Raw genomic sequence first — 25844 nt, 5'->3', positions numbered from 1 at the left:
ATAAGATAACACAAATCCTTCAAAAATGTTAGATAGGATTATAATTTATTTTATCATACTAATAAAGTAAATCGTAACCTAACCTTTTATTTTTGTATTGCTAAAATATGGTTGATAATAACTGCAAGTTCTGCTCGAGTAATATCAGCATCACTATTAATATACCCCTGTGTATCACCTGTTACAATGCCTTGGCTAATACACCAAGCTACATCACTTTTGGCCCATGTTGGCACATTCTTACCATCTTTATAGGTTGCCAATATCTTGTCCGAATTCGCAACAGTCTTATCCATACCATTATAAGCCATAAGTCTTGCTATGATTGACATAACTTCTACACGTTTAATAGAATTGTTTGGTCTAAAGGTATTATCTTTATAGCCACTTACCAAACCAAGTTTACTCATATTGCCAATACTTCCTGCATACCATTCATACCCTTTAATGTCACCAAAAGAAGCTTTACCTGTTGGACCATCCACTATTAAGCGATTAAGTAGTGCCGTCATTTCTCCTCTTGTAAGGAAATCATTTGGTTTAAATTCTGTTTCTGTCTTTCCTACCATATAACCTAACTGAACTACTTTGTTAATAGGATCTTTTGCCCAATGTTTAGTTATATCTTGAAGTTTTCCTGGATTACCTGGTTGTAAATGAGTATTTGGAGTAATAACTGGTTTAGGCTGTGTTTGTGGTTTTTCTTCTGGTACAACTGGTTTTGATGGCGTACCAGACCCATTACTTGAGCCCGACCCACTTCCTGAGCCACCTCCTGAACCTGAATCACTTCCTCCACTAGATTTAGCTTTTATTGTTATGATAGTAGGACTTGTTTCTACAGTCATGATTTCTGTATTACCCACTCTATTTGCTTCTGTGTTGATAAACATAATAGATGTAGTTATTTGCTTTGTTACATTACCCTTAGCAGTAAAGTCTAAGGTTATTATTTTTGTTATATCATTATTTGGTAAACCTTCTGGATTAACTGCATTAAATACAATTTCTCCTAAGTTTTGTGTATTACATTCTTGTACTTTAAAAGCATCAAAGATTACGTTATTAAGCGTTAATAGATTTTCATCATATTTAATTGTTGCTTTTAGTCTTCCCATATCTTTTGCCTTAGCAAGGGTAATAGGTACTTGGAATTTTCCCCCGCTTGTAACTGTACTATTTTGACCTGTTAAAAGGGCTACTTCGCTTTCTTCTTGTCTTACAATTATTTCACAATTTGAAGTTTTGTTACCATCAACTGTTGTTACAGTAATAATTGCTGTTCCTGCTCCAACTGCTGTTATCTTTCCTGTTTGATCTACTGTAGCTACTTTTTCGTTATCACTTGTCCATGTTACACTTGTATTTGTTGCAGTTTCAGGTAAAACAGTAGCCCTTAATTGACTACTCTCTCCTATTACCAAACTAAGTGTACTTGCACTTAAATTCACATTTGTAACTGCAGTAATTTCTTTAGCTAAAAACTTCCAATAGTCAAAGTTAAATAGATTACCTGAAGATGTTCCGTTGAATTTAAAGAAAATCGTATGTATACCACTAACAGCTTCTACATCACAATTCATTACTTGCCATTCTTGTTCTCCCCCTGTAGATTTAACTTCTAATACTCCAATTGGCTCACCAAATGGTTGATCTAGATATATCTCTATAGCTCCACCTTGTGTAGAAGCTATATTTGCTTCGAAACTTGTAGCTCCACTTACTCCAAACTCTGCATTAGCTACAGCAATCCAATCACCACTATTTATAGCTGTGACATTCATGTTAGTTGCTATTTGTCCATTAGGCATCTTGCATATTTCTGTCTCAATACCTGCATTCCAAGCTATCGTTTCTGCTTCATTCCTTATATATGGATTAAGCGATTTAAGTTGTGCTATACCCTTCATATCTGCTGCAACATTTTTAATCGTACCATCTGAATAGTATTCTAGCTTATTAATATGTGGTGATCGATAGCCTAGTTCAACACCTAACTCTTTGGATACTGTCTGAGCATGATAAACAATATACCATTGTCCATTGAACTCAAAAATTGCATGGTGGTTGTTGCCACCTACTCCAAAGAATACAGAAGGATTCTTTAAAATAGAGGATACATAAGTAAATGGTCCCATAGGATTATCACTTACCATATAAGCAATCTCACCTCCTGGAGGTGAACCTTCTGGACGTGCTCCTGCTGCAAAGTTTGAACAGTAAGAGTAATAATATTTACCATTATACTTATGAATACCAGAGTCTTCAAATAAATAGGGTGGAGAAATTTTAACAACTTCACTAGCTAAACCAAGCATATTATCTGTTAATCGAACTACCCTAGCCGTTTCTGGATTTGCATCTTTTCCACTTGGAATACCTCCTCCAAAGTAGAGATATCCTGTACCATCATCATCAACTAATACTGCTGGATCAAATAGCCATTCTACATCGGCTACCCCAGGTGTTGCTTTAGTAATAAGTGCCTTTCCAAGAGGATCACTCCATGGCCCTACTGGACTCTCTCCTTCTAGTACCCCAATTCCTCCTGCTGCATTAGCAAAATATAAGAAGAATTTATCTTGACCATCTACTTTTTTATGCGCTGCTGCTGGAGCCCATGAACCTACAGCCCATTTTGCTACACCATTTGGGCCTGCTACTGGAACATAGCCATGATCTGTCCAGTTTACCATATCATCAGAAGATATAATAAGTACTCTATTAAGATTTGAAAATGTATTATTTATAATCTTACCTGTGTTATCATACATAAATTCATCACTTGACATATAAATATATACTCTACCATTATAAGTAATAGCATAGGGATCTGCACCTAATCTATGACTGATAAGAGGGTTAGAATAACCTAGCACTTTTCCAATCGTCTCTGTGTCTAATGCTTTTAAGGTTATCGTTGATACGGCTTCTGAAACCTTATAGGAAACTCTTTCTCCTTCAGCTGTTAAACCTTGAACAGTAATGTAATCTGTATTGATGGTAACTGTCTTATCTTTTGGAATAAAATCTGTTACTTTTAACTTAATTGTTGCAAATAATTTATCATTTTCTTGATTACTAACATTTATGGCATTTCCTTTTACACTAAGTTGCAATCTATTATTTAAATAAGTATAAGATGTATCTCCTAAAAGATTAGCTGAGTTAAAAAGAACATCTGTCACTGCAAGTTCTTTTGGAATATTAAGTGAAGCTGAGATAGATGTATAATCACCTTCTGGCAATGCATCTAGCATGAGTGGTACTTCAAATTCTGTATTTTGCACCCCTAGGACATCAGAAACATTAGAAAGGTTGGCACCTAAGAGTACTCCTGATGGCTGTATGCCACTGGCCTGCTCCTCTATTCTGAAGTAATCAAAGTCAACATACCCACCTGTTGTTTTAGTTGCATAATTAAATAATGCAAAACGATATCCCATGAAATGAGGTAAAGTATATTCAAGCTGCAGTTCTGATCCTATCTCACTCCAATTTGTCCCATCTAAACTATAGTAAAAATATGCCTTATCTGTTCTATTTTTGTAATCAAAGTCAACTTTAAAATAAACTTTATTTTGATTAAGTGGAATACTTGCTACTTCTTCTATTGTTTCTTTTGTATCATTAATAGCCCCTTTACCATTTACTCTAACAATAGACTTTGATCCATTAATCATTTTAACGCCTACATAGCCATACTTATTTTGGAAAGCTGCAAGGCCTGCATAATCTCCATTCTTCATATTGTTTACATCCATGGCTATACTTCCTGAGCATTCAGGTCCAAAAGTTCTTTGTGTAAGTGTATTTCTAGCATCTAAAATACTCGTACTCTTCTTACCTGTTGTAAGTCTCAAATAGCCTGTTCGCTCAGTTAAAGACCATTTTGTATTATCTGGATTATGATTCCATTGCCAAACCAAGGCTAAATCAGAACCATTATAGTCATTTTCTCCAGGTTGTTCTTGATCTACATTTTCTGGTGTCACGTCTATCATTGAAATATCATCTACATAAAAATCCATCCAGTCATTTTCAGCTGTTGGGTTTTGAGCCCACGATGTTTCAATAAAAATAAAAGCATTATCTACATCTGTATTATCTGGGATTGTATATACCCCCTCGATACTTCCCCATTCACCTTTTTTCATAGTTCCAGATGCCATATTTTTGATAGTTTCCCAATTTCCTGATTGAATATTCATATTAAATTTTCTAGTTGCTGGTCCTTCATCATATCTTACCTTTGCTGAAATCTTGTACTGTCTACCATTTTTTACTTTTCCAGGAATCTCTTGTCTTGGTCCATCTGCAATATCATTTCTACCACTAATCTTTAAGCTTTTTGAGCCACTGTAATAAACATCATCTACTACTGTTATAGTGGCTCCACTATTACCAATCCATGGTTCTTTTCCTTTTTCAAAACCTCCGTTTTGAATAATATTGGGATCAGGTGTAATGTCTACAATGGAAATATCATCTACATAAAAATCCATCCAGTCATCTTCTGCTACTGGATTTTGAACCCATGAGGTTTCAATAAACGTAACAGCATTATCCACATTCATATCCACAGGAATCGTATATATTCCTTCTATGCTTCCCCATTCACCCTTTGTAATGGTTGCAGAAGCCATATTTTTGATAGTTTCCCAATTTCCTGATTGAATATTCATATTAAATTTTCTAGTTGCTGGTCCTGCATTATATCTTACTTTGGCTGAAACCTTATATTGCTTGCCACTTTGTACCTTACCCTTAATATCTTGTTTAGGTCCAGCTGCAATATCTTTTCTATTTGTAATCTTTAAACTTTTAGAGCCACTGTAATAAACATCATCTACTACTTCTATACTAGCTCCACTGTTACCAGTCCATGGATCTAGACCTGTTTCAAATCCTCCATTTTGAATGATTCCATAGTCTCCTTCTTCTACCTCGGCTGGTGTAACATCCATGAAAGAGACCTCATCTACATAGAAATCCATAAGATCTTTTTCTTGTGTAGGTGCAGCTGCCCATGGTGTTTCAATAAAAATACACCCCTTACTCACATCTGCATTAGTAGGAATTGTATATGTACCTTCTATAATGCCCCATTCTCCTTTGTTAATTGTCTTAGATCCTATGACTTTGATAGTCTGCCAATCAGATGGATTAGTTTGAATACAAAAGTTGAACTGTTTATCTTGAACCATTTCTCTTGGGCTAGTCTCTGTATCTAATAATTCAATATCTAAGGCTTGTGAGGTTGTTGCTAGATATTTAACTTTAGCTGAAAACTGATAGGTATTACCTGCCTTTAATTTACCTGCTAAACTTTGCATTGGTCCAGAAGATCCAACCGTTCTATTTGTAATAGATAAACTCTGTAAACCACTGTACTTCTCACTGCTTGTCAAAGTAAGTGTTGCTGGATCTTTATTAGTCCATGGTTCTATGGTTGAAGCTTCAAAATCTCCATTTTCAATAAGTTCCTTCGGTACTACCTCTCTTGTTTCTTGTGCTACTAACTCTGATACTTCTTCTCCCAATAATGACATAGTCATAGGTTGATACTGATAAAATTCATCTGATGATACAATTTTTAAATTTAGCTTAGTAGCATCCATGTCTAACATATCAGGTACCTTACCATCTATGCCAAATACTGGCCATCCATCTTGCCACTCTACTGGAACAAGATAAGGAATTCTTCCAACAGCCCCTCTGTCTCCGAATAACATGCTGTACCATTTACCATCAGGTGTGTCAAAAATACCTCCTTGAGCAATTCCTTTATCCTTTAAGACAACTTTTCCCTCATAAGGTCCATTGATATTATCTGCACGATAACATAACACAGTCCTTTCACTACCTGTTGGCCATGTGATAAGGAATAAGTAGTATTTACCATCTACTTTAAATATCTGAGCCCCCTCAGCAAGACCTCCACTAATACCTGTTACCTTACTTGCATCTGTAATAATAACCTTTTCAGTTCCTGATTTAATAGCTGATGCATCTTCCGTAAGTTCAACAATCTTTATATCTCCTCCACCATAAATCATATAGACACGCCCATCCTCATCAAACTGAAGGGACATGTCATGATAGACACCTGTAAGTTCAGACCTTTCCCATGGGCCATTTTCTATATCATCAGTTTGGTATATATACGTTTTCCCTGTATTATAGCAAGCAAAGGCTATATAAAACTTACCATCATGATATTTAAGACTACTTGCCCATGAGCCTTTTCCATAGGCATTTTCCCCATTCCTAAGTGCTAGTGCATCTGTTTGTGTGTCTAGCACATCATACACATAATTTACAATCTCCCAGTTTACTAAATCATAAGATTTCATAATCGGAACACCGGGATTCATATGCATAGTGGTACTGCTCATGTAGTAAACATCCCCTACCCTAATAACAGAAACATCTGGTACATCTGACCACATCAGTGGATTTGAAACCTGGTTACCTCCCTGTGTAGCATAAGATATTGTAGGCACATAACTAAGTACTAATGTAAATACTAACAAAAATGTAACTATTTTTTTACGCATCTCTGTCTTCTTCCTCCTCATTATTTTTTAGTTATTATGTACTATTAAATTGCTATACAATCCCTCCTTATTTTTGTATTTTTAAAGACATATAATTTATTTTACTTGGTTTATCTAAAAAGTTTAATGTGTTATTTTATGTATTTTTTATATATTTTTTTGATTATTTTATAATATTTTGTATTATTTTTTATATTTAGTTTTTTTTATTTTTTTTAGTTAGTTTTTTTTATTATAGATTCATTTAATTAAAAAAAGTCTTATAACCACTCTTAAAAGAGTCATTATAAGACTTTTACTATTTATCTATTTACTTAACATGATTTTATACACCAGAGTAAGCAGAGAAACCGCCATCTACTGGGATAACAACACCTGTTACGAAACCTGCTGCATCGTTATTAGCAAGGAATAATAATGCACCGTTTAATTCTTCTGCTTCACCATAACGTCCCATTGGTGTTGCATTTAAGATTTTTTGTGAACGAGCAGTTGGGCTGCCGTCTTCATTAAATAAAAGTTTTTCATTTTGCTTGGTTACAAAGAAACCTGGTGCAATGGCATTTACACGAATACCTACCTTTGAGAAGTGAACTGCTAACCATTGCGTAAAGTTACTGATGGCTGCTTTAGCACCACTGTATGCTGGAATCTTTGTAAGTGGTGTGTAAGCATTCATAGAAGAAACATTGATAATGTTACAGCCTTCTCTTCCGATCATATCTTTTGCAAAAACTTGTGAGGGAAGAAGTGTTCCAATGAAGTTTAAGTTAAATACAAATTCTACACCTGCTTGATCTAAATCAAAGAAGGAAATAGTATCTGCTTCAATATCGCCCATTTCAAAGTATTCTTTAGTTGTTGTTGCACGAGGATTGTTACCACCTGCACCGTTTAATAAAAGGTCACATGGTCCTAAGTCTACGAGTACTTTTGCATGTACTTCTTCAAGGTTTGTTTTATCTAATACGTTAGCTTTGTAAGCTTTTGCTACGCCGCCTTCTGCTACAATTTCTTTTGCTACACTTTCTGCTGCTTCTTCGTTAAGGTCAAGTACAGCTACCTTTGCACCTGATTTAGCAAGGGTTTTTGCGAACATACCACAAAGAACACCACCAGCGCCTGTTACAACAGCTACTTTCCCATTTAAATCTGTTCCAAATGCTAAACTCATCTTATTTACCTCTTTCTTTAGTCATTATTTGCTCATTTTTTCAATAGCTTCCCATAAACCATTAAGATAAGTTGCACCTAATGCTCTATCGTATAATCCATAACCTGCACGACCTGTTTCACCCCAAATCATACGTCCGTGATCTGGTCTTACATAGCCTTTAAAGCCATTGTCATGTAAAGCTTTCATAATGGCAAACATATCTAAAGAACCACAGCTTGATAAGTGTGCTCTTTCTTCAAATCCGTTTTCAAGAACAGCTACATTTCTCATGTGTACGAAGTGAATTCTCCCCATAGCTGCATATTTAGCTGCCATTTTTACAACATCATTCTTATTTGAACAACCTAAAGAACCTGTACAAAGTGTAATACCATTGTGACTATCATCTACAAGTTTTAAGAAACGGTCAAGGTTTTCTTCACAGGTAATGATTCTTGGAAGACCAAAGATACTCCAGCATGGATCATCTTCATGAATCGCCATATTGATATTGCATTCTGCCGCAACTGGGATAATGGCTTCTAAGAAATATTTTAAGTTATCCCAAAGGTCATCTTCTGTCATAGCATTGTACTCAGCTACTACTGCTTTAAGCTCATCTCTTGTATAGCTTGAATCCCAACCTGGAAGAGTTAAGTCACTATCACTTTCTAATGGGTTTACTGCATCTACTTGTTCTTGGTAGTAAACTAAAGAAGTAGAGCCATCTGGTAATACGTGGTCAAGTTGTGTACGTGTCCAGTCAAATACTGGCATGAAGTTATAACAAATACATTTAACGCCCGCTTCCCCTAAACGTCTAATATTTTCACAGTAGTTTGCAATGTACTTATCTCTTGATGGTTTACCAAGTTTAATATCTTCATGAACTGGTACACTTTCAATGACATCAAAAGCTAATCCATTTTCTTCAACTAATTGTTTAAGTCTAGCAATACTCTCTCTACTCCATACTTCACCTACTGGTACATCATATACAGCTGTTACAATAGAGTTCATACCTGGGATTTGTCTAATGTTTTGTAAAGTTACCTTATCGTCTTCACCATACCATCTAAATGATAATTTCATTTGAATTCCTCCGTTAATGAGCGTGTTTTTTTATATACTTTTATTATATCCAATATTACGCATATTACCATTGGAAGACTTGCGACAAGCATTGCAAAACTTGCGATTCTGTTTAATATGCCTTATAATAGATACAATAATTAGCCATTCTTGTGAAATTTTGCTTTTAAATTAATAAATAATGAGGTAGCTTATGAAAAAAGATTTATATACCGAGTTTGATACTAGGCAATATATGAAGTCTTCTGACTTTGAGATTTTTTATTATAACGACGCAACTCTCCAACATGTTTCCCCTCATACCCATGACTACTATGAAATTTATTTTTTTATAGAGGGTGATATTACTTATAAAATAGAACAAAAAACTTACAACTTACAATTTGGTGATTACTTACTTATCCCACCTGGTAAACCTCATCATCCTATTTTCAACTCTTATGATACCCCTTATCGTCGACTTATACTCTGGATAAGTAAATCTTATCTGGACACGCTTTGCCAGAAGTCCAAAGATTTTGCTTATAGCTTTAACTATGTTTCTGAAAGCGAGAACTATCATTTTCGACTGGATTATATTTCTCATCAACAAATTCAAGGTGCCTTATTACAACTCTTAGAAGATACAAGGGGGCACCATCCTTTTCATGAAGTGCATATTCAGCTTCTTTTATGTACCTTTTTAATACTGCTTAACCGTATGACCTACAATATGCTTCATCAGGTTTCACCTTCTCATGGCAATGCACTCTATTTAAATATTTGTGATTATATCAATAGCCATTTAGGTGAAGATTTAGGACTAGATACCCTTGCAGATTTCTTTTTTGCTAGTAAATATCACATTTCCCATATTTTCAAAGATAATATGGGCATTTCACTGTATCAATATATCTTAAAAAAACGTATTCATGCTAGTAAAAACAGTATCTTGTCAGGTATGCCTCTTAATCAAATCTACCATCAATATGGTTTTAAGGATTACACAAGCTTTTATCGTGCTTTCAAAAAAGAGTATGGTCTCTCCCCTAAGGAATTTAGAGAGCAGCACAAGCTACCTCAAGATTTCAAGCTTACCTAGCTCATGTGTATTTAATTTTTCCTTTACTTCATCTAAGGTTGGAATCGATGGAGATGCCCCTTCTCTCGATACTGTAATCGAAGCTGCCATTGCACTCATCTTTAAAGCATCTGGAATGCTCTTTCCACTGATAATGGCAGATACAAAATAACCTGTAAAAGTATCCCCTGCCGCAGTTGTATCTACTACTTTTGTTTTGAAAATACCTTGTTCAAAAAAATTCTCCTTATCTTGATATAACGAACCTGCTGAACCAAGTGTTAATATCACCTTAGACTCTGGATACATTTGCATCATTTTATCTAATATCTTATTGGCTTCCTTTTCTCCGGTAATCTGCTCCCCTTCAATTTCATTCATCATAAAATAAGTAATTTTATTCAAATCACAAGTCTCTAAATAGGAGTCTAATGGGGAAGGATTTAAAACAATTTTAATACCACGCTCATAAGCTTTCTCAATGATATAATCCAAATGATTCACTTCATTTTGCAAAAGTATGTAATCTTCTTCTCCAAAGTATGAGAGCACCTCATCAATAAAATCCTTTGTTAAAGAACGATTGCTTCCACCATACAGCATAATGCAGTTTTGACCATTTTTATCAACTTGTATAATGGTATGTCCATTTTTCCCTTCGATTGTCTTTATAAACTTAGAAGATATGCCGTACTCTTCACACGCATCTAAGAAAATTTTTCCTTCTTCTCCTATCATCCCTGCATGGTAAACAGGTACCCCTGCTTTTACCAATGCCACCGACTGATTAAATCCCTTCCCTCCTAAAAAAACTTCCATACCACTTGATGATAGCGTTTCACCTTCTCGTATCATATGGTCTACTTTATATACATAATCAATATTCAAAGAGCCAAAATTTAAGACTTTCATTGACATCCCCCTCATTATTTTTTATTTTTACACATACTTTAATTGCCTTACAGATAATTTCATTCTAATACCTTCAAATATATTGAGCAAGCACTTATATCTCATCCTTTTAAGCAAAACAAAAAACATTTATGTTTTCCTTGGACATTACTTAACCTGGCTATTAAAACACCATTTTCAAGGAAATGACATAAATGTTCTTTGACTTTATTCTATCCGTCTATTTTCATTAGGGTTGTTAAAGCCTCACATGCAATACCTATAGTTTCTTTCATATTTTTAAAGCTCATAATAGCTCCTGCACGGCATCCCCTAATAGATGATATGACAAAAAGAGCAGCAGTCTCCATTTCACTAGCCATTACATTACCTTGACACCACGCTTCCCACCGTTCCTTTAATCGTTTACCATTAGGTAAGCCATCTGGGTCATGTTGTCCATAAAAGCTATCCTTGCTTTGGACAATCCCCTCTGCATAGTTTAACCCAGCTGCTCTTGCGGCATCAGCTAAAGCTGCTACAATATGCCTATCTGCAATGGCAGGATACTCAATAGGCATATAATGGATGGTTGTCCCTTCATCTCTCACTGCTCCAGTACATATAACGCCATCTAAGCTTTCATCCCAAGACGCCTCACATACATGTCCTGCTGTTCCAATTCTAATAAAAGTATCTGCACCACAGTGAATAAGTTCTTCTAAAGCAATTGCCATAGATGGGCAGCCCATTCCTGTTGATGTTACGCTTACCTTTACTCCATTTAAGGTACCCGTCCAAGTTTTATGCTCCCTATTGTGTGCAACTAGCTTTGCATCCTCAAGATAGCTTGCAATCAAATCCGTTCTAAATGGGTCTCCGGGTAATAATACATATCTTCCAACGTCTCCAGGTTTACAGCAAATATGATACTGTTCACCTTTCTCATTCAATACTTCTTTTACTTTCATCATTTATCTAGCTCCCTTCTGTACATCATACGATATCCCCATGCAGATGCAATACACAACACACACATGGTTATACAGTAATAAAAAGTAGATTGAATATTTGTAACACTAATAATTGCTCCTGTTAATAGGGGTGATAGTATATCAGCAATCCCACCTACAAATCCTATGGTTGCTGCTGCAATACCTGCATGTAGTGGCTTTAAACTAACTGCAATAGACACTAGTACAGAGAACAGTACACCACAAAAGAAGCCTGCAACAAAATACATGATAAAAAAGATGACTGTTGTTTTACATAACATCGCTATACTTAAACTTACAAATGCACATAACATATTTATCCATAACACATGGGTTTCATGAACCTTTCTTAAAACAGGAATAAAGAAAAAAGAACCCGCCATACACCCTATACTATATACCGTTAAGATAGATACAGAAATACTCTCTGATATGCCAAAACTTTCTACAAAAGTTGCAGTATAAGTATGTATTGTATTTGTTGCACCAAAATAGGTAAAGCATGCGATACCCAAAAAAGCATACCCCCATTTTTTGTTCTTCAATTTTACAGGTTCTACCTCTTTATTTTCTGAAACTTCTTCTATATGTATATCTTTTGTTATTTTCATAAAAGGAATGGCTAAGAGCATAGTAAAACCTACTAATGCTACCATAAAATAAACCACTGTAAAATCCACTTCATTGGCTAGGGCAATGGCCATTAACATCGGTGACAAAAAACAACCTATACTAAAAAATGCTTGCCCTGCACTTAACGAACTACTGTAACTTTCAGGAAAAGCTTCTCTTAAAATTACAGCACAACAAGTATCTTGTGTACTCATCCCCACCCCTGCTATAGCAGATAAGACTATTGCTATACCATAACTGGTTGTGAGTGGAATACCTATCAAAAATGCTAGAAAAAAGAGTACTCCCATTGTAATGGTTATTTTTACTCCTACCTTTTCCGTCATTACTCCTACTGGAAAAACAGTCGCAACCCTTCCTATTGCAAAGGCAGATGCCAAAATGGCAATTGTGGGAAGATCTTTATTAAAATGTGTCATTAGTTGCGGAATGCTACTACCTATCACTACACAAGCAGCTCCTGTTAAAAGATACATTGCATAAGCTACAAATGCAGCAATATTACGCCTTCTATTCATATTTTTAGTATTAACTCCTATCCTTAATTGCTTTTACAGCTTCTTCTAAATGAATGATTCCCTCACCTAGATTTAAACTATTGCAAAGCTGAGAAATATACGGTTGTTTAAGCATGGCTTCCTCTAGGGCTGGAAAATCCCAAAATATTTTTTTAGGTGGGCCACTCGTAACTACCTTTTTATTTGCCATTACGATAACACGTTCAAAGTTAGAAACAACGAATTCCATATCATGTGAAATAGTAATAACTGTCTTGCCTTGATGATGTAATTCTTTTAAAATAGCCGACAACCGTCTATTGCCTTCCAAGTCCTGCCCTGCTGTAGGCTCATCAAAAATCATCACCTCTGTATCCATTGCTATAATAGCTGCTATTGTTATAAACTTCCTTGTTGAAAGAGGTAAATTATAGGGGTTCTCGTTTTTAAAAACATCCATTCCTGTTATCTTTAGTGCATAGTCCACTTGTTTTTCTACTTTTTCATTGGCAAGCTTCATCATTTTAGGACCAAACACAACTTCATCATATACAGAGGAATGAAAAATTTGGTCATCTGGATTTTGGAAAACATACCCTACCTTTCTAGACACTTGTGCAGTTGTATAATCTTTAGTATTCATATCACCTATCTTCACATCGCCTTTTGTAGGTCTTAAAAGGCCATTACACATTTTAACAGTTGTTGTTTTTCCTGCTCCATTTTGTCCAACAATAGCTACGTTTTCACCTTTTTCTATTTCAATATTAATATGATCAATTGCTACAAAACCATTGGGATAAGCAAAGGTAACATCCTTCAGAGAGACATGTGCCATTTTATACGCTCTCCTTTCTTAGTGTTCTTCCAATCACTTCTTTTGCTTGCTTTTCTGTAATTGGAATATAATCTAACTTAACACCCTGTTTTACTAATTCATTCCCTAAAATCGCCATTTGTGGGAGCTGAATACCATGTTCTAATAAAGACATGTCACTTAAAATAGCTTGCTTGGGTCCAAAACGAATCATTTCTCCATTATCGAGAACCATGACATCATCTGCATATTCAGCAATTAAATCTATTTTATGCTCTACTAAAATAATCGTTTTCTTCTCTCTCTTTAAAGCATCAATAATTTCAAAAACACTTTCTGTTCCCTCAGGATCTAATTGAGATGTTGGTTCATCTATAACTAAAATATCTGGTTTTAAAACAATAATAGATGCTAATGCAACCCTTTGTTGCTGACCTCCTGATAACTCAAATGGATTCTTTTCTGCAATATGGCTGATTTTGGTAAGCTCCATAACCTCTATTACTCTTCGCTCTATCTCATCAACGGGAACTCCAAAGTTCTCTAGTCCAAAGGCAACCTCTTCAAATACTGTTTCTTTCACCCCACTAATTTGATTAAAGGGGTTTTGAAAGACATAGCCTATTTTTAGTGATAACTCACCTGGTCCATGATCTACTGTGGGTTTGCCCTCAATCAAAACTTGCCCCTCTAGTACACCTTGGTAAAAGCTAGGTGCAAACCCTCTTATAAGGGTACATAAGGTAGTCTTACCTGAACCGTTTTTCCCAATAACTCCATAAAATTTTCCTTTTTCTAACTTACAATTCAAATTTTTAATAGATGGTTCCTTGGTTAACGGATAACTATAGGATACGTCCTTAAATTCAATTACAATACCCATGCTAAGACCCTCCCTATAATCACTAAAGTGGTAATTAAAATGGCTATTACCGCTGCTAATTTTTCCTTGCCTGACTTTTCTATTTCAAAAAGATGTGTTTTTTTACACTTTACATCAAAACCTTTTGATTCTAATGTAAGGACTCTCTCTTCCGTATTTGTAATAGCTCCTAAAATCAAAGGCACCATAGATGGAAAAAAGGCTTTACTTCGGATAAATATATTACCTTCTGTTTCTACGCCACGTGCTTGCTGAGCATTCATAATGGTCTTACTACTTTTTCCAAGCACCTCTATCATCTGTAAGGTACTAATAAATACGTAGGCCACCTTATAGTTCATACCAGAGTCCTCTAAAGCTCTAGAAATTTCCTTGTTTTCTGTTGTTTGGAACATCCATATAAACATTCCAGCGATATTCATAATAGAAAAAGAAAGTACAATTGCACTTTGTAATCCAGCCTCATATACCTTTATAAAACCTATTTGCCAAATTATTGTTTCGCTAGGAACAAACAAGCTCTGCACCACAAAAATAATAACCGCTATAAATAAGACTTTATTAAATGCCTTTATAAAGTTTTTCCAAACTCCACTTGCTGCACAGAGTATAGGGACTATTAAAAACCAAGGAATTAAAAAGAATGGATAACCTTCTATTTTGATTGTTCCAATGATTAGGGAACAAAAAGAATAGAGGCACACAATTAAAAATTTAGCTGATGGATACAATGCTGCAATGGCATTATCCTTTTTAATGCTAAGCTTCTCTCTCCACATCGTATGTAACCTCCTCTAGTTGCTTATAAAATAACCGCTACCTATTATTATCTAAGTAAGTAGCGGTATATTCCTCTGTTTTAAATAGATGTTGAGTTATCCTTTCTTATGTAGTTACCTCCACACCCAAACTTAACAAGGGTTCTTGCTGGGATAACCTTAATAACAAAATAGCCAATAAAGAAAGAAATGATTCGGTCAACTACTGTAAAAACACCTTCTGTTCCAAGCACCGCTGCCCAAATGTTTGCTCCTGCTGCCATTGCTGTTGCCGTGATAAGTGATGTACCCCCGCCTGTAATACCTCCAAATACTAGTACAACAATAGGCGCTGCAGAAATAATAGAGGTTAGAGCCATTAATACCATTGCAATAATCCATTTCCACCACACACTAAACATATTTTTTCTAGATAAGAAACCTGTCACTAAGCCTACCAGTAAGTTAACTGGGATAAATGCAAAGTTTACTGGGTTGGCAATACCCGTTACAATATTGGTTAATGTACCTGCTACCGCCCCTACCCATGGCCCACAGAGCATGGCTGCAAAAATAGTTCCTATAGTGTCTAAATAAAACGGAAGCTTTAATAAAGATGCTAATTGCCCACCGACAAAGTTTACTGCAACTGCAATCGGTATAATAAGTAACGCTAACATTGAAAAATCGTCCTTAATTGAATGTCTTTTCTCCATATTATTTCCCTCCTGTTTTTAGCAGCAGCTCTTACTGCTGTATCCTGTTATTTTTTTATACTTTATTAGTTAACACTGCGTTAACTTAATAAATTCATACATTTATGGGGTTCTAATGCAAAGAGACCTTCTACTTTAATATCCGCAAGCTTAAATTCTACCAACATCTCTTCTAATACTTGAAAAAATATGCCCTTCCTTTTGCAAAGTGAGGTGTTATGAATAACTTCCATAATGGATTCATCTCTATCTCCTAATGCACCATAGCTCTTTTCTCCTGTGCAAGTATAATCCACTCCACAGCTAGGACTTCCGTCTATTCCTACAATCCCTAGTATTTGAAATCTTTCTTTGTTCTCTTTATACTCTACTAACTGTTCTATAATGGGTAATAAAATATTTCTACAATGTTTTTTGAAAAATACATTATCAAATTGTTCACTTACATGTCCCCACCTTTTAGAGCCATATAATGTAAATTCTGGACAGGGAAGTTGTAAAAGCTGTATCCCTCTATCTAATGCTGTTTTTACAAACTGTTTTCTTAATGCCTCCTCCTCTTCTATTTCCTTTAAATTGTACATAACAACCTTAGATGCCGTATTTAAAATACAATGACTAACGAGTATTATCTTTTTCAATAACTATGCCCCCAGTGTTTTATATATGTATTCTTTGTAAAGATTGGCTTTTAACTTACTACAAATATAGGCATTAGGCTCTTTCCCACTAAAATGATATTTATCAACTAATACACTTCCATAGCTCGGTCCATTTGAAACATCTACCTCACAGAAATAATGATCACATTCCTCTATACATTCTGGATAAAGTGCTGCTGCCATCGCTGCTGGATCTGCCATATCTAAGTAAAGTGCTCCAAAGCGTTCCCTATTCATCTCCATAAGGCGTTTGTTACAATCAATAGTAAATTTCCCTAATTCTCCACTCTCTCTAATGCGATTAATTTCCTCCTCGTTTAGCATCGCATCTTCTAAACAAGCATCCCACCCTACATACATAAGGGGTACTCCAAAGTCATTGACTATTTTTGCAGCTTCTGCATCCTGCCATATATTAAATTCTGCTACAGGTGATACATTACCAGTACCAAGCCCCGCTGTTCCCATAGCTACAATTCTTTTTACCTTCCTCATAATATCTGGTTCCAAACGCATAGCTAATGCTATGTTTGTTAGTGTACCAAGCGTAATAATCTCTATTTCTCCAGCTTCATGTGTATCTAAAGCTTCTAAGATCTTTAAAACCCCATTCCCTGGTGTTACCTCTAGACTCTTTACTTTAAGCCCTATATCTCCCATTCCATCAAGTCCATGAGTCTCATGGGCAAATACCATATCCCTTAATAAAGCTTGGTTACATCCTATGTACACTGGCGGCTGATAGGTCCCCGCATGTTCTATTGTCATAAGTGTGTTATAAGCAGCTCTCTTTGCATCTACATTACCTGAGACAGTTGTAAAAAAGAGAATCTCAAAGTTAGGATCGTTAAGTGCCATGGCTATTGCCATTGCATCATCTGATCCACAATCTGTGTCTATAATAAGTTTCTGTTTTGCCATTGCCTTCTCCTATTTTTCTAAGTTTTTATTTTGAGAGTACTCTCTTGCTTCTTTATACATCTCTACTATATTTTCTACAGGCGTATCCGCTTGAATATAGTGCGCACTTGTTAATATATAGCCCCCTCCCTCACCGAGAGTATCAATTGCATGTCGTACAGCAGCATCTACTTCTTCTTTCGTTCCTTTAGGTAAGACAAATTGAATATCTATGCCTCCATGAAAAGAAAGAACATCTTTAAAATGCTTCTTTATTTCCTTCATGTCCATTCCCTTTGCTCTTGGCTGAATAGGATTTAAAACATCAATGGGCAGTTTTTTTAAATCTTCTATCATATCATAAACGGCTCCACATGAGTGATACATGATTGTCTTACCATAGGAATGAATTACCTGATTTAATCTCTCGTGATAAGGCTTTATAAATTCTGCCCACATTTCTTTTGACATGAGAAGTGAGTTTTGAGCAGCAATATCATCATAGGTATACACCATATCATACTTATCTCCAGCTTGTTCCATAGCTTCTCTTACATAATCACACCAAAATTCAGTTATCTTATTCATAATGAAATGAACAATATCAGGTTCCAAAATCATATCCATCATAAATTGTTCATACCCGCGAAGCGCCCAAGCAAATTCAAATAACCCTCCTGTCTCTAGCTTGATATAATAGGTCTCATTTATAGGACCGATTTTATTCTTTAAACCTTTAAAATCATAATTTGAAATATTAGGCCACTTATTGTATCTTTCAAAGTCTTCCACTGACTGTACAAAACCTAAAGGTGCGCTTGCATATTCCTCATACTCACAGAACTCATTTTTTATTACTCTTCTATGAACTCCCATTGCATCAAAATAGGTTCCATCTTCCTCTTTTACTATCTTAGGTCCAATATAATCAGGTTGAACTTGGCGAATATCCACTTGAAGTTTACGTAGGATCTCTTCCTCTTCATTGGTATTAAAATAAGTCTTTAAATTTTTCCAAGTTTCAGGAGTTGCCCAGAAATCTAAAGGAACTCGATCTGTTCTTTCATGAGCTAAAGCTTTTATTACTCTATCTCTTGGTAACAACCTCACCCCTCCTTTTGAATAAAATATTTTAAATGTTTTATATTTTAAAATATTTTATTATGTTTAATTTGTATAAATAGTTGACTTTTTTGTAATTTAATAATAACATAGTATACATATTAAACAAGTGACACTTGTCATCTTTTAATAAAAAGGAGGGAAAAATATGCCCAATAATTATGATAACTATCTATGCAAAGTATTAAAATTATTCTCAAAAGAGTCTATAACTGCTGATGATATTGAAGAAATAAATCCATCTACTTGCGCCCCACTTTGTAAGCTCCGAAAGCTAAAACCGAATACCGAATTTCTTACAATGGGAAATGATGCAAATACCGTCTATATTGCTCTCAGTGGTACTTATCACTGCCTTATCAACTCTGTATTTGGAGATAGTATCGTGGCAGATACTATGTTATCACCTTATATTTTTGGCTTGCTTGAATATATTCTAAATGTACCTAAATATACTGCTTCTATAAGAACAATCAAAGCATCCATCATTATTGAAGTCCCTGCTAATCTCTTCTTTCATGCTATGCATAATAATCTTACAGTGGCTAATGTCTGTATTTCTTATTTCGCTAATGTTTCTCAGTATTATATGGATATGGCAGAGATACGTGCTCTTTATAATTTGGACGATACAATACTTCTCTATCTATTTAATAGCTGCAATAGTTCTTCTTTTCCTTTTACTCTAACAGTTAGTCGTAAAACAATGAGTCATCTGTTACATATCAATTTACGTAGCCTGTATCGTCATTTAAGCAAACTGCAGGAACAAGACTACTTTAGTATTATAAATGGAAAGATTACCATTAATTCTGCGCAATATAAAAAGCTCGATACATACTGTACGAGCTTTTTAGGGACGAATCGACGTCCATTTCAAATTTATTCGGCATTTCCTGAGTATTAGTTTGAACCTACGCAAACTTCATATAAGTTGCCTCTAGATTTTCCACACTACTGACTAAGGCTACTACCATATCTTTTATTTCTTTTGCATAACTGCTTTGCTCTTCGCTAGTTGAGCTTACCTCTTCTGAGATGCTCACTGCTTGTTCTACAACCTCAGAAACCCTTTTCATTTCTTCAATAACTTCTGTCTTTTGGTTTTGTACACCTAGAAGTAATTCAGTCACGTTATGAATTCTTTCATCTACTTGAAGCATCTGTTCATTAATAGCTTCAAAACTTGCTTTAGTTGCTTCCACTACAGGAACCTGTTTATCAAATACACCCATTGCCTTAGTTAGCTCTTTTAAGGTCGCCTGCTTTTCCTCTTGTATTTCTTGAACGGCTTTTGAAATGCTTAAAGTGGCACTTTGAATTTGCTCAGAAAGATTTCTTACTTCTTGTGCCACTACAGCGAAACCTAATCCAAACTGTCCAGCCCGAGCTGCCTCTATACTGGCATTAAGGGCTAATAGGTTTGTTTGATCATTAATCCCATTAATCTGTTCTATAATCTTTCCAATATTATTCGCTTTATCACCAAGCCTATTTACCTGGTCTTGCATGTTCTGATTCATAACTAGTGTTTCTTGCGTTTGAGACCATAACAATTCTACTTCTTTTTTACTTTGTGTACTTCTAGTCATGCTTCTTTTAGAAGCTTCTTCTATTTCTTCAATCCCATCAGTTACTTCATTAATATGATCTGCGAGTCGTTGAATATTACCTAAGGCAGATTCTATTTCGTTTCGTTGCTCCTCTGCACCTATAGCTAAGCTTTCTATTGCTAACTCTACATCTTTTGCTGAACTCGCTGTATGGTTAGCTACCTCCTCCAACTGCACAGTATTATACTTAACACCCTCTGTTACCTCTTTTGCATTACTAATAAGCACCTTTAGAGTATTTAGCATATGGCTAAAGCCTTTTACCAGTATCCCCACTTCAAGGCTAGAAACCTTAATATCTGTCTGGATGTCTTCTTCTATATTCAGATTGCCATCTTCAACTTTTTTCATAAGGTTCGCCATAGCTACGATAGGCTCTGTTATCCTACGACTCATGAAAATACTTATGCTAAAACCAACTAATATACATAGTGTTAAAATAATACCCATGATTCCCCAAGCCTTTTGCAAATCCTTCATCAAGAGAGTCATAGGCGCTGAAAGTATAACCTGCCATCCATTGGTAAGTTTTGCAAAACTAATAAGTGCTTTTTGAGAAACAAAAGTACCTGTTTGCATGCCAGTATTTTCTATCTCATCAAGAGCAGCCTCTGCTTTAGAAGATGTATCAGTCCCTTCTCCTTCATCATTCCCTACTAATACCTGGTAACTTGCATCTAAGATTTCTATTGCAATGCCTTCTTCAATGCTGGCTAATGCAATAGTGTCCTGAAAGCCCTTTTTATTAAGTAGGGCTATCAGAATGGGTGAATCCGCCTCCTTAGTCATTTTTTTAGCTACATAAAGCTGCTCCTTTGAAGCTTCACTTTGATACCAGCCATAGCTTTCATAAGGTTGATTCTTCATTTTAGTATAAAGAGAACTACTGAGAAATGTTTCTGATTCTATCCCTTTGTCTATTAATTTCGAGCGGTATTTTTCTTGATCTTTATAAAACACATAAACTTCTTCTATAAACACTTGATTATTTACCAAGCTACCAATCTTTTTATCTGCATCTGCCTCATAAGTAAGCCTTTCCCTTGCTGTCAACTGATCGTATTTCATGATAAGCTTCCCAAAACTCATATCATCAATTAAGCTTTTTTCTATTCCTTCTGTAGTTACAATCGTTTCATTCATACTATGAGCTAACTGATCCATGATTTTTTGCGAATATTTACCCAGTGTCACCTCCATCGAACTTGTTACGGCACGAATACTCACATAACCAATAAGCAGACACGGTATTAAACTCACTATTAAAAATACACCTATAAGTTGCATTCCTAGCTTTCTTTTAACTATCCCCTTGTTGACATGTGGTCCCCTTCTTGACATGAGCATCCTCCTCAGCTTTCTTAAAAGGCCCTCTCCCTTTATTTCTTATTTTTTTATTTTTTTATTTTTAAAGGCTGTAAATAAACTTTGCAAAATAATGAAGAAACATAATAGTGCAGCAATAGCTATCTTCGTCCACCATGAAGATAAAGTACCTTGGAAGGTAATAAGTGATTCGATCGTTCCTTTAATCAGTACACCGAACAAGCTTCCTATTACATTACCCACTCCTCCTGTTAATAATGTCCCGCCAATAACAGCTGATGCAATAGCATCCATTTCAAAACCACGAGCTTGCTCAACAAATCCTCCACAAGAATTTAAGCAAAAAGCAAAGCCTGCTAATGCAGCTAGAAATCCATTTAAAATATAAACCTTTAACTTGGTTCGTCTAACATTAAGTCCCATTAAAAGAGCTGATTGTTCATTCCCCCCTACCGCATAAATAGAGCGACCAAAGGCTGTATATTTCATCACAATAAAAACAATAACCAAAACAACAATTGCAATAATAACACTTGGATAAACATAAGGGTATACCATAACTCCCTTTTTATTAACAGTACCTAAGAAAGGTAAATATAACTTTGCATTGGCTATAGCTAAAAAGCTTTGATTAGTAATACTAATCATGTCCGAGCTAATTATTGCCGTCATACCTCTAGCAAAAAACATCCCTGCTAATGTAACTATAAAAGGTTGTATCTTTAAATAAGCTACAAAAAAACCTTGCACTAATCCAAATACACATCCAACTATTAAAACAATGACGATACTGAGTCCTGCACTCATACTTTGCTTTTCCATCATCCAAGCAAGAAGCATACAAGTCATACCAATAACTGAACCAATGGAAATATCAATTCCTCCAGTAATCAGTACCATAGTCATTCCTGCTGCAGCAATAATAAGTCCTGCGTTATTTACAAATAGGTTAAAAAACACCTGAGGTTTTGCAAAGTTCTTATCACTAAAAACAATCATTCCTGCTACATAAAGAGCGATAAAAAGTAAAATAGTGATAACTAATAAAAAGTTATTGCCTTCTAATTTGCTTTTTAATTTACTAATCATGCTGTCACCTTCTCCCCTTCTGATGTTTTGTTTATCTTAAGCTTTAAGGCTTTAAACATCCTCTTAAGTTCTGGAGACTGTAAAGCTACAATAATAATAACGACAATGGCTTTATAAACAGGTAGTTGATCAGCCGTTACCTTCATCGCATAAAGAGAAGTGGTAAGTGCCTGAATAGTAATGGCACCGATAATGCTTCCTGCAATAGAAAATTTACCCCCACCTAAACTATTTCCTCCTAAAGCAACTGCTAAAATGGCATCTAGTTCAATATTTAAACCTGCATTGTTGGCATCAATCGAGTAAATACGAGAAGTGATAATAAGTCCTGCAATCCCTGCACAAAGCCCACAAAATGCATAAGTTAAAAACTGAATAAGCGTTGCATTTAATCCTACTAACTTACCTGCCTTTGAGTTAATACCTACCGTTTGAATATAAAGACCTAAAGCGGTTTTCCTTAAGATAAGTAACGTGATGATAACAACTGCTGCTGCCACAAAGATAGGTGTTGGTAAAGGTACACCTGGTAAAAAAGCACCTAAACGCTTAAAGGAATCCACCTTGACATAAAGAATGTTACCGCCTGTAATCAGCTGTGCAATTCCTCGTCCTGCTGTAAATAAAATCAGTGTAGCAACCATGGGTTGTATCTTCATCTTAGCAACTAAAAAACCATTCCATGCCCCACAAACTACACCTGCAAATACACCTAAAAGTAACCCTAAGCCATAAGGCATATTATAAGCTGCTCCTGTGCCTAAAGAAAAAACACATACAGCTCCTGCTAAAGCACTCACTGCTCCTACAGAAATATCTGTTCCTCCCGAAGAAGCAACAACTAACGTCATTCCAACTGCTAGAATAATCAATTCACTCGACCTATTAAGTACATCAATTAGATAGCCATAAAGTACCCCATTATTGATAGTAATCTTAAAAAACGCAGGCGTTTTAATAAGGTTAAAGAGTAATACGACTACCAAACATACAAGAGGCCAAAAGAGTCTATGACTCATTAGTTTTTTAAAAGAAGTTTCTGCCTTATTCATTATCTGTCACCTCCAGCGATCGCTTTCATTACATTTTCTTGTGAAAGCTCATGTTCATCTAATTCTCCTACCTTACTACCATCTCTTAAAATAGCCATTCGGCTACACGTTCTGAGCATTTCCTCAATTTCAGAAGAGATAAACATCACAGACATGCCCTCTTCTGCTAATTTTACTACGAGCTTTTGAATCTCCGTTTTGGTTCCTACATCAATTCCTCTGGTAGGTTCATCTAAGATTAGAAACTCTGGATGAGTGAGTAACCATCTTGCCAAAATAACCTTTTGTTGGTTGCCTCCACTAAGCTGCTTAATAGGTGTATCTTGACTAGCTGTCTTGATTTGAAGCACTTTAATATATTCATCTGCAAATTTTTCTTGTTCCTTGTCACTAAGAAGCTTAAATAGGCCTCTTTTTGCTTGAAGTGCGATAATAATATTTTCTCTTACAGATAAATCTGCAATAATCCCTTCATCTTTTCTATTCTCAGGACAAAAAGCCATCCCTCTTTTCATGGCATCAATAGGTGCTGCCATATGGGAATTAACACCCTTTATCTTAAGCTTTCCTTGATCTGCTTTATCTGCTGCATAAAGTGTACGTGCAAGCTCTGAACGCCCTGAACCTAAAAGCCCTGACAGACCAATAACTTCTCCCTTACGAATGGTTAAATCAAAGGGATTAATCTTACCATGACAACCTAATGCTTGAGCCTCTATAAACACTTCTTTATGTTCTTTTTTTGCACTTTCTTCCGCTAACTTTTTAATGCTAGCTAAATCATCAAAATCTTTACCCATCATCTTAGCTACTAGTTGAACACGAGGCAGTTCCTCTACCTTGTATTCACCGACTAACGCTCCATTTCTTAAAACAGTAATGCGGTCACACACCTCATATACTTGTTCAAGGAAATGTGTTACAAATATAATCCCAATACCCTTTGCTTTAAGCTGATTCATTACATTAAAAAGTTTTTTTACTTCTTGTTCATCTAAGCTAGCTGTAGGTTCATCTAGAATAAGAACCTTTGCTGAAATATCTATAGCTCTTGCAATAGCTACCATTTGCTGAATAGCTACAGAATAATTTTCTAGTGCCTTTGTTACATCAAGTTCAATATTAAGGGCTTTTAGCATTTCTTTAGCTCGCCCATTCATAGTCCCCCAATCAATTCCTCCACATTTCCTAGGCGCACGCCCAATGAAGATATTTTCTGCTACAGTAAGGTTAGGACAAAGATTAACCTCTTGATAAACTGTACTAATACCATTCTCTTGTGCTTCTTGAGGTGACTTGTTAATGATTACTCCTTCTGTGCCAGCAAGTCGTATTTCACCTGTTTCAAATTCTTCAACACCTGTTAAAACCTTAATAAGAGTTGATTTTCCAGCTCCATTTTCTCCCATTAATGCATGTATTTCCCCTTCTCTAAGTGTAAAATCCACATCAGCAAGTGCCTTTACTCCCGGAAAGTTTTTACTTATATTTCGCATGGTAAGTACTTCTTTTTTTTCTTTTATATTCATTCTTTCACCCCTTTATTTAAAAAAGGTGCTAGCTAAGAGTCCTGTAAATGGTTTTATAGTTCGCACCTTATATGTTTAATAGCTGAATAATCCTTATTTATAACACTATTATAAAAAAAAACCTTTAAAGTTAATACAGATTATGTTTTGAATTAATTTGAATTATTTATTATATTTAAAAATAAATTATATTTATTTATCTAAAAAGTTAGTTTTTTTAAGGTGCCCTCCTTTTCACTATCTATCTATCCTACTTAGAGACAAAAAGAAGGTATAACCAACACTCTTTTCTTGCATCTAAAGATACTTTTAGACTATTGGTTATACCCTTATTTTATATCTATTTATCTAAGACTCTTCTTTGATGATATAACCACCTTATGGATTTAGCAGTTCATTTAACTTAATAATTAAAGTCATCATCTCTGCACGTGTTAATTCTCTTTGTGGTTCCATTGTGGTTGCACTTGTTCCAGATAATAACCCTACACTC

General features: G+C 35.3%; 19 protein-coding genes. 2 read left to right on the top strand and 17 right to left on the bottom strand.

All coding sequences use genetic code 11. The features are described 5' to 3' along the window. Positions 1-86: 86 nt before the first annotated feature. From CS063_RS15310 to uxuA, 3 genes are all read right to left on the bottom strand, one after another. On the bottom strand, positions 87-6560 hold the full coding sequence (locus tag CS063_RS15310; RefSeq protein WP_180270824.1) for a family 43 glycosylhydrolase: 6474 nt from the start codon (positions 6558-6560) through the stop codon (positions 87-89). Positions 6561-6885: 325 nt separating this feature from the next. Further along, on the bottom strand, positions 6886-7734 hold the full coding sequence (locus tag CS063_RS15305) for an SDR family oxidoreductase (protein ID WP_099450568.1): 849 nt from the start codon (positions 7732-7734) through the stop codon (positions 6886-6888). A gap of 24 nt (positions 7735-7758) precedes the next feature. Continuing rightward, positions 7759-8808: a mannonate dehydratase gene (uxuA, locus tag CS063_RS15300; protein ID WP_099450567.1), complete on the bottom strand. Its 1050-nt coding sequence runs from the start codon at positions 8806-8808 to the stop codon at positions 7759-7761. Positions 8809-9001: 193 nt separating this feature from the next. On the opposite strand from uxuA, the gene CS063_RS15295 reads away from it, so the two are divergent. After that, positions 9002-9889: an AraC family transcriptional regulator gene (locus CS063_RS15295; RefSeq protein WP_099450566.1), complete on the top strand. Its 888-nt coding sequence runs from the start codon at positions 9002-9004 to the stop codon at positions 9887-9889. Here the strand turns inward: CS063_RS15295 and CS063_RS15290 are convergent. The 10 genes from CS063_RS15290 to CS063_RS15245 form a co-directional block, all read right to left on the bottom strand. Next, entirely contained in the window at positions 9863-10780 is a 918-nt protein-coding gene (locus CS063_RS15290) for a ribokinase (RefSeq protein WP_099450565.1), read from the bottom strand. The genes CS063_RS15295 and CS063_RS15290 overlap by 27 nt on opposite strands. Before the next feature lie 212 nt (positions 10781-10992). Next, positions 10993-11733, bottom strand: coding sequence for a nucleoside phosphorylase (locus tag CS063_RS15285; RefSeq protein WP_099450564.1), 741 nt, complete (start codon positions 11731-11733; stop codon positions 10993-10995). Beyond that, on the bottom strand, positions 11730-12905 hold the full coding sequence (locus CS063_RS15280) for an MFS transporter (protein WP_099450563.1): 1176 nt from the start codon (positions 12903-12905) through the stop codon (positions 11730-11732). The genes CS063_RS15285 and CS063_RS15280 overlap by 4 nt, the downstream gene beginning before the upstream one ends. A gap of 10 nt (positions 12906-12915) precedes the next feature. Beyond that, positions 12916-13722 carry an energy-coupling factor ABC transporter ATP-binding protein gene (locus CS063_RS15275; protein WP_099450562.1) on the bottom strand — a complete coding sequence of 269 codons (807 nt, stop codon included), beginning with the start codon at positions 13720-13722 and terminating at the stop codon, positions 12916-12918. Between the two features lies 1 nt (position 13723). Next, positions 13724-14584: an energy-coupling factor ABC transporter ATP-binding protein gene (locus CS063_RS15270; protein ID WP_099450561.1), complete on the bottom strand. Its 861-nt coding sequence runs from the start codon at positions 14582-14584 to the stop codon at positions 13724-13726. Next, the gene (locus CS063_RS15265) at positions 14572-15363 is read right to left on the bottom strand and encodes an energy-coupling factor transporter transmembrane component T family protein (protein ID WP_099450560.1); all 792 of its coding nucleotides are present in this window, start codon (positions 15361-15363) and stop codon (positions 14572-14574) included. The genes CS063_RS15270 and CS063_RS15265 overlap by 13 nt, the downstream gene beginning before the upstream one ends. An 80-nt stretch (positions 15364-15443) precedes the next feature. Then, positions 15444-16058 carry an ECF transporter S component gene (locus CS063_RS15260; protein WP_099450559.1) on the bottom strand — a complete coding sequence of 205 codons (615 nt, stop codon included), beginning with the start codon at positions 16056-16058 and terminating at the stop codon, positions 15444-15446. An 80-nt stretch (positions 16059-16138) separates the two neighbouring features. Further along, positions 16139-16699, bottom strand: a complete 561-nt coding sequence (locus CS063_RS15255; protein WP_099450558.1) for a CD3072 family TudS-related putative desulfidase — start codon at positions 16697-16699, stop codon at positions 16139-16141. Between the two features lie 3 nt (positions 16700-16702). Next, entirely contained in the window at positions 16703-17641 is a 939-nt protein-coding gene (locus CS063_RS15250; protein WP_099450557.1) for a nucleoside hydrolase, read from the bottom strand. 9 nt (positions 17642-17650) lie between these two features. Continuing rightward, entirely contained in the window at positions 17651-18724 is a 1074-nt protein-coding gene (locus CS063_RS15245) for a uroporphyrinogen decarboxylase family protein (RefSeq protein ID WP_099450556.1), read from the bottom strand. Between the two features lie 166 nt (positions 18725-18890). On the opposite strand from CS063_RS15245, the gene CS063_RS15240 reads away from it, so the two are divergent. Further along, complete coding sequence (locus tag CS063_RS15240; protein ID WP_099450555.1) at positions 18891-19649, top strand: Crp/Fnr family transcriptional regulator; 759 nt, start codon at positions 18891-18893, stop codon at positions 19647-19649. Between the two features lie 7 nt (positions 19650-19656). Here CS063_RS15240 and CS063_RS15235 read toward each other — a convergent pair whose 3' ends face one another. From CS063_RS15235 to CS063_RS15220, 4 genes are read right to left on the bottom strand one after another with little or no spacing between them, the layout of a single operon-like run. Next, complete coding sequence (locus CS063_RS15235; protein ID WP_180270823.1) at positions 19657-21696, bottom strand: methyl-accepting chemotaxis protein; 2040 nt, start codon at positions 21694-21696, stop codon at positions 19657-19659. 45 nt (positions 21697-21741) lie between these two features. Beyond that, entirely contained in the window at positions 21742-22770 is a 1029-nt protein-coding gene (locus CS063_RS15230; protein ID WP_099450553.1) for an ABC transporter permease subunit, read from the bottom strand. After that, positions 22767-23822, bottom strand: a complete 1056-nt coding sequence (locus tag CS063_RS15225; RefSeq protein WP_099450552.1) for an ABC transporter permease — start codon at positions 23820-23822, stop codon at positions 22767-22769. The genes CS063_RS15230 and CS063_RS15225 overlap by 4 nt, the downstream gene beginning before the upstream one ends. Then, positions 23822-25351, bottom strand: a complete 1530-nt coding sequence (locus tag CS063_RS15220) for a sugar ABC transporter ATP-binding protein (protein WP_099450551.1) — start codon at positions 25349-25351, stop codon at positions 23822-23824. The genes CS063_RS15225 and CS063_RS15220 overlap by 1 nt, the downstream gene beginning before the upstream one ends. Positions 25352-25844: the final 493 nt, after the last annotated feature.

It is taken from the genome of Sporanaerobium hydrogeniformans (genome assembly GCF_002735925.1).
Lineage (GTDB): Bacteria > Bacillota > Clostridia > Lachnospirales > Cellulosilyticaceae > Sporanaerobium > Sporanaerobium hydrogeniformans.
The sequence above is the reverse complement of the archived record's forward strand: the minus strand, read 5'-3'. Positions and strand labels throughout refer to the sequence as shown.

What these genes read in the sequence shown, in the direction of transcription:
- CS063_RS15285 (WP_099450564.1), bottom strand. Translation starts at nt 11,733, where the DNA reads ATGATGAAAGTAAAAGAAGTATTGAATGAGAAAGGTGAACAGTATCAT.
- CS063_RS15275 (WP_099450562.1), bottom strand. Translation starts at nt 13,722, where the DNA reads ATGGCACATGTCTCTCTGAAGGATGTTACCTTTGCTTATCCCAATGGT.
- CS063_RS15310 (WP_180270824.1), bottom strand. Translation starts at nt 6,560, where the DNA reads ATGCGTAAAAAAATAGTTACATTTTTGTTAGTATTTACATTAGTACTT.
- CS063_RS15225 (WP_099450552.1), bottom strand. Translation starts at nt 23,822, where the DNA reads ATGAATAAGGCAGAAACTTCTTTTAAAAAACTAATGAGTCATAGACTC.
- CS063_RS15295 (WP_099450566.1), top strand. Translation starts at nt 9,002, where the DNA reads ATGAAAAAAGATTTATATACCGAGTTTGATACTAGGCAATATATGAAG.
- CS063_RS15290 (WP_099450565.1), bottom strand. Translation starts at nt 10,780, where the DNA reads ATGAAAGTCTTAAATTTTGGCTCTTTGAATATTGATTATGTATATAAA.
- CS063_RS15260 (WP_099450559.1), bottom strand. Translation starts at nt 16,058, where the DNA reads ATGGAGAAAAGACATTCAATTAAGGACGATTTTTCAATGTTAGCGTTA.
- CS063_RS15235 (WP_180270823.1), bottom strand. Translation starts at nt 21,696, where the DNA reads ATGTCAAGAAGGGGACCACATGTCAACAAGGGGATAGTTAAAAGAAAG.
- CS063_RS15305 (WP_099450568.1), bottom strand. Translation starts at nt 7,734, where the DNA reads ATGAGTTTAGCATTTGGAACAGATTTAAATGGGAAAGTAGCTGTTGTA.
- CS063_RS15270 (WP_099450561.1), bottom strand. Translation starts at nt 14,584, where the DNA reads ATGGGTATTGTAATTGAATTTAAGGACGTATCCTATAGTTATCCGTTA.
- CS063_RS15220 (WP_099450551.1), bottom strand. Translation starts at nt 25,351, where the DNA reads ATGAATATAAAAGAAAAAAAAGAAGTACTTACCATGCGAAATATAAGT.
- CS063_RS15265 (WP_099450560.1), bottom strand. Translation starts at nt 15,363, where the DNA reads ATGTGGAGAGAGAAGCTTAGCATTAAAAAGGATAATGCCATTGCAGCA.
- CS063_RS15280 (WP_099450563.1), bottom strand. Translation starts at nt 12,905, where the DNA reads ATGAATAGAAGGCGTAATATTGCTGCATTTGTAGCTTATGCAATGTAT.
- CS063_RS15240 (WP_099450555.1), top strand. Translation starts at nt 18,891, where the DNA reads ATGCCCAATAATTATGATAACTATCTATGCAAAGTATTAAAATTATTC.
- CS063_RS15230 (WP_099450553.1), bottom strand. Translation starts at nt 22,770, where the DNA reads ATGATTAGTAAATTAAAAAGCAAATTAGAAGGCAATAACTTTTTATTA.
- CS063_RS15250 (WP_099450557.1), bottom strand. Translation starts at nt 17,641, where the DNA reads ATGGCAAAACAGAAACTTATTATAGACACAGATTGTGGATCAGATGAT.
- uxuA (WP_099450567.1), bottom strand. Translation starts at nt 8,808, where the DNA reads ATGAAATTATCATTTAGATGGTATGGTGAAGACGATAAGGTAACTTTA.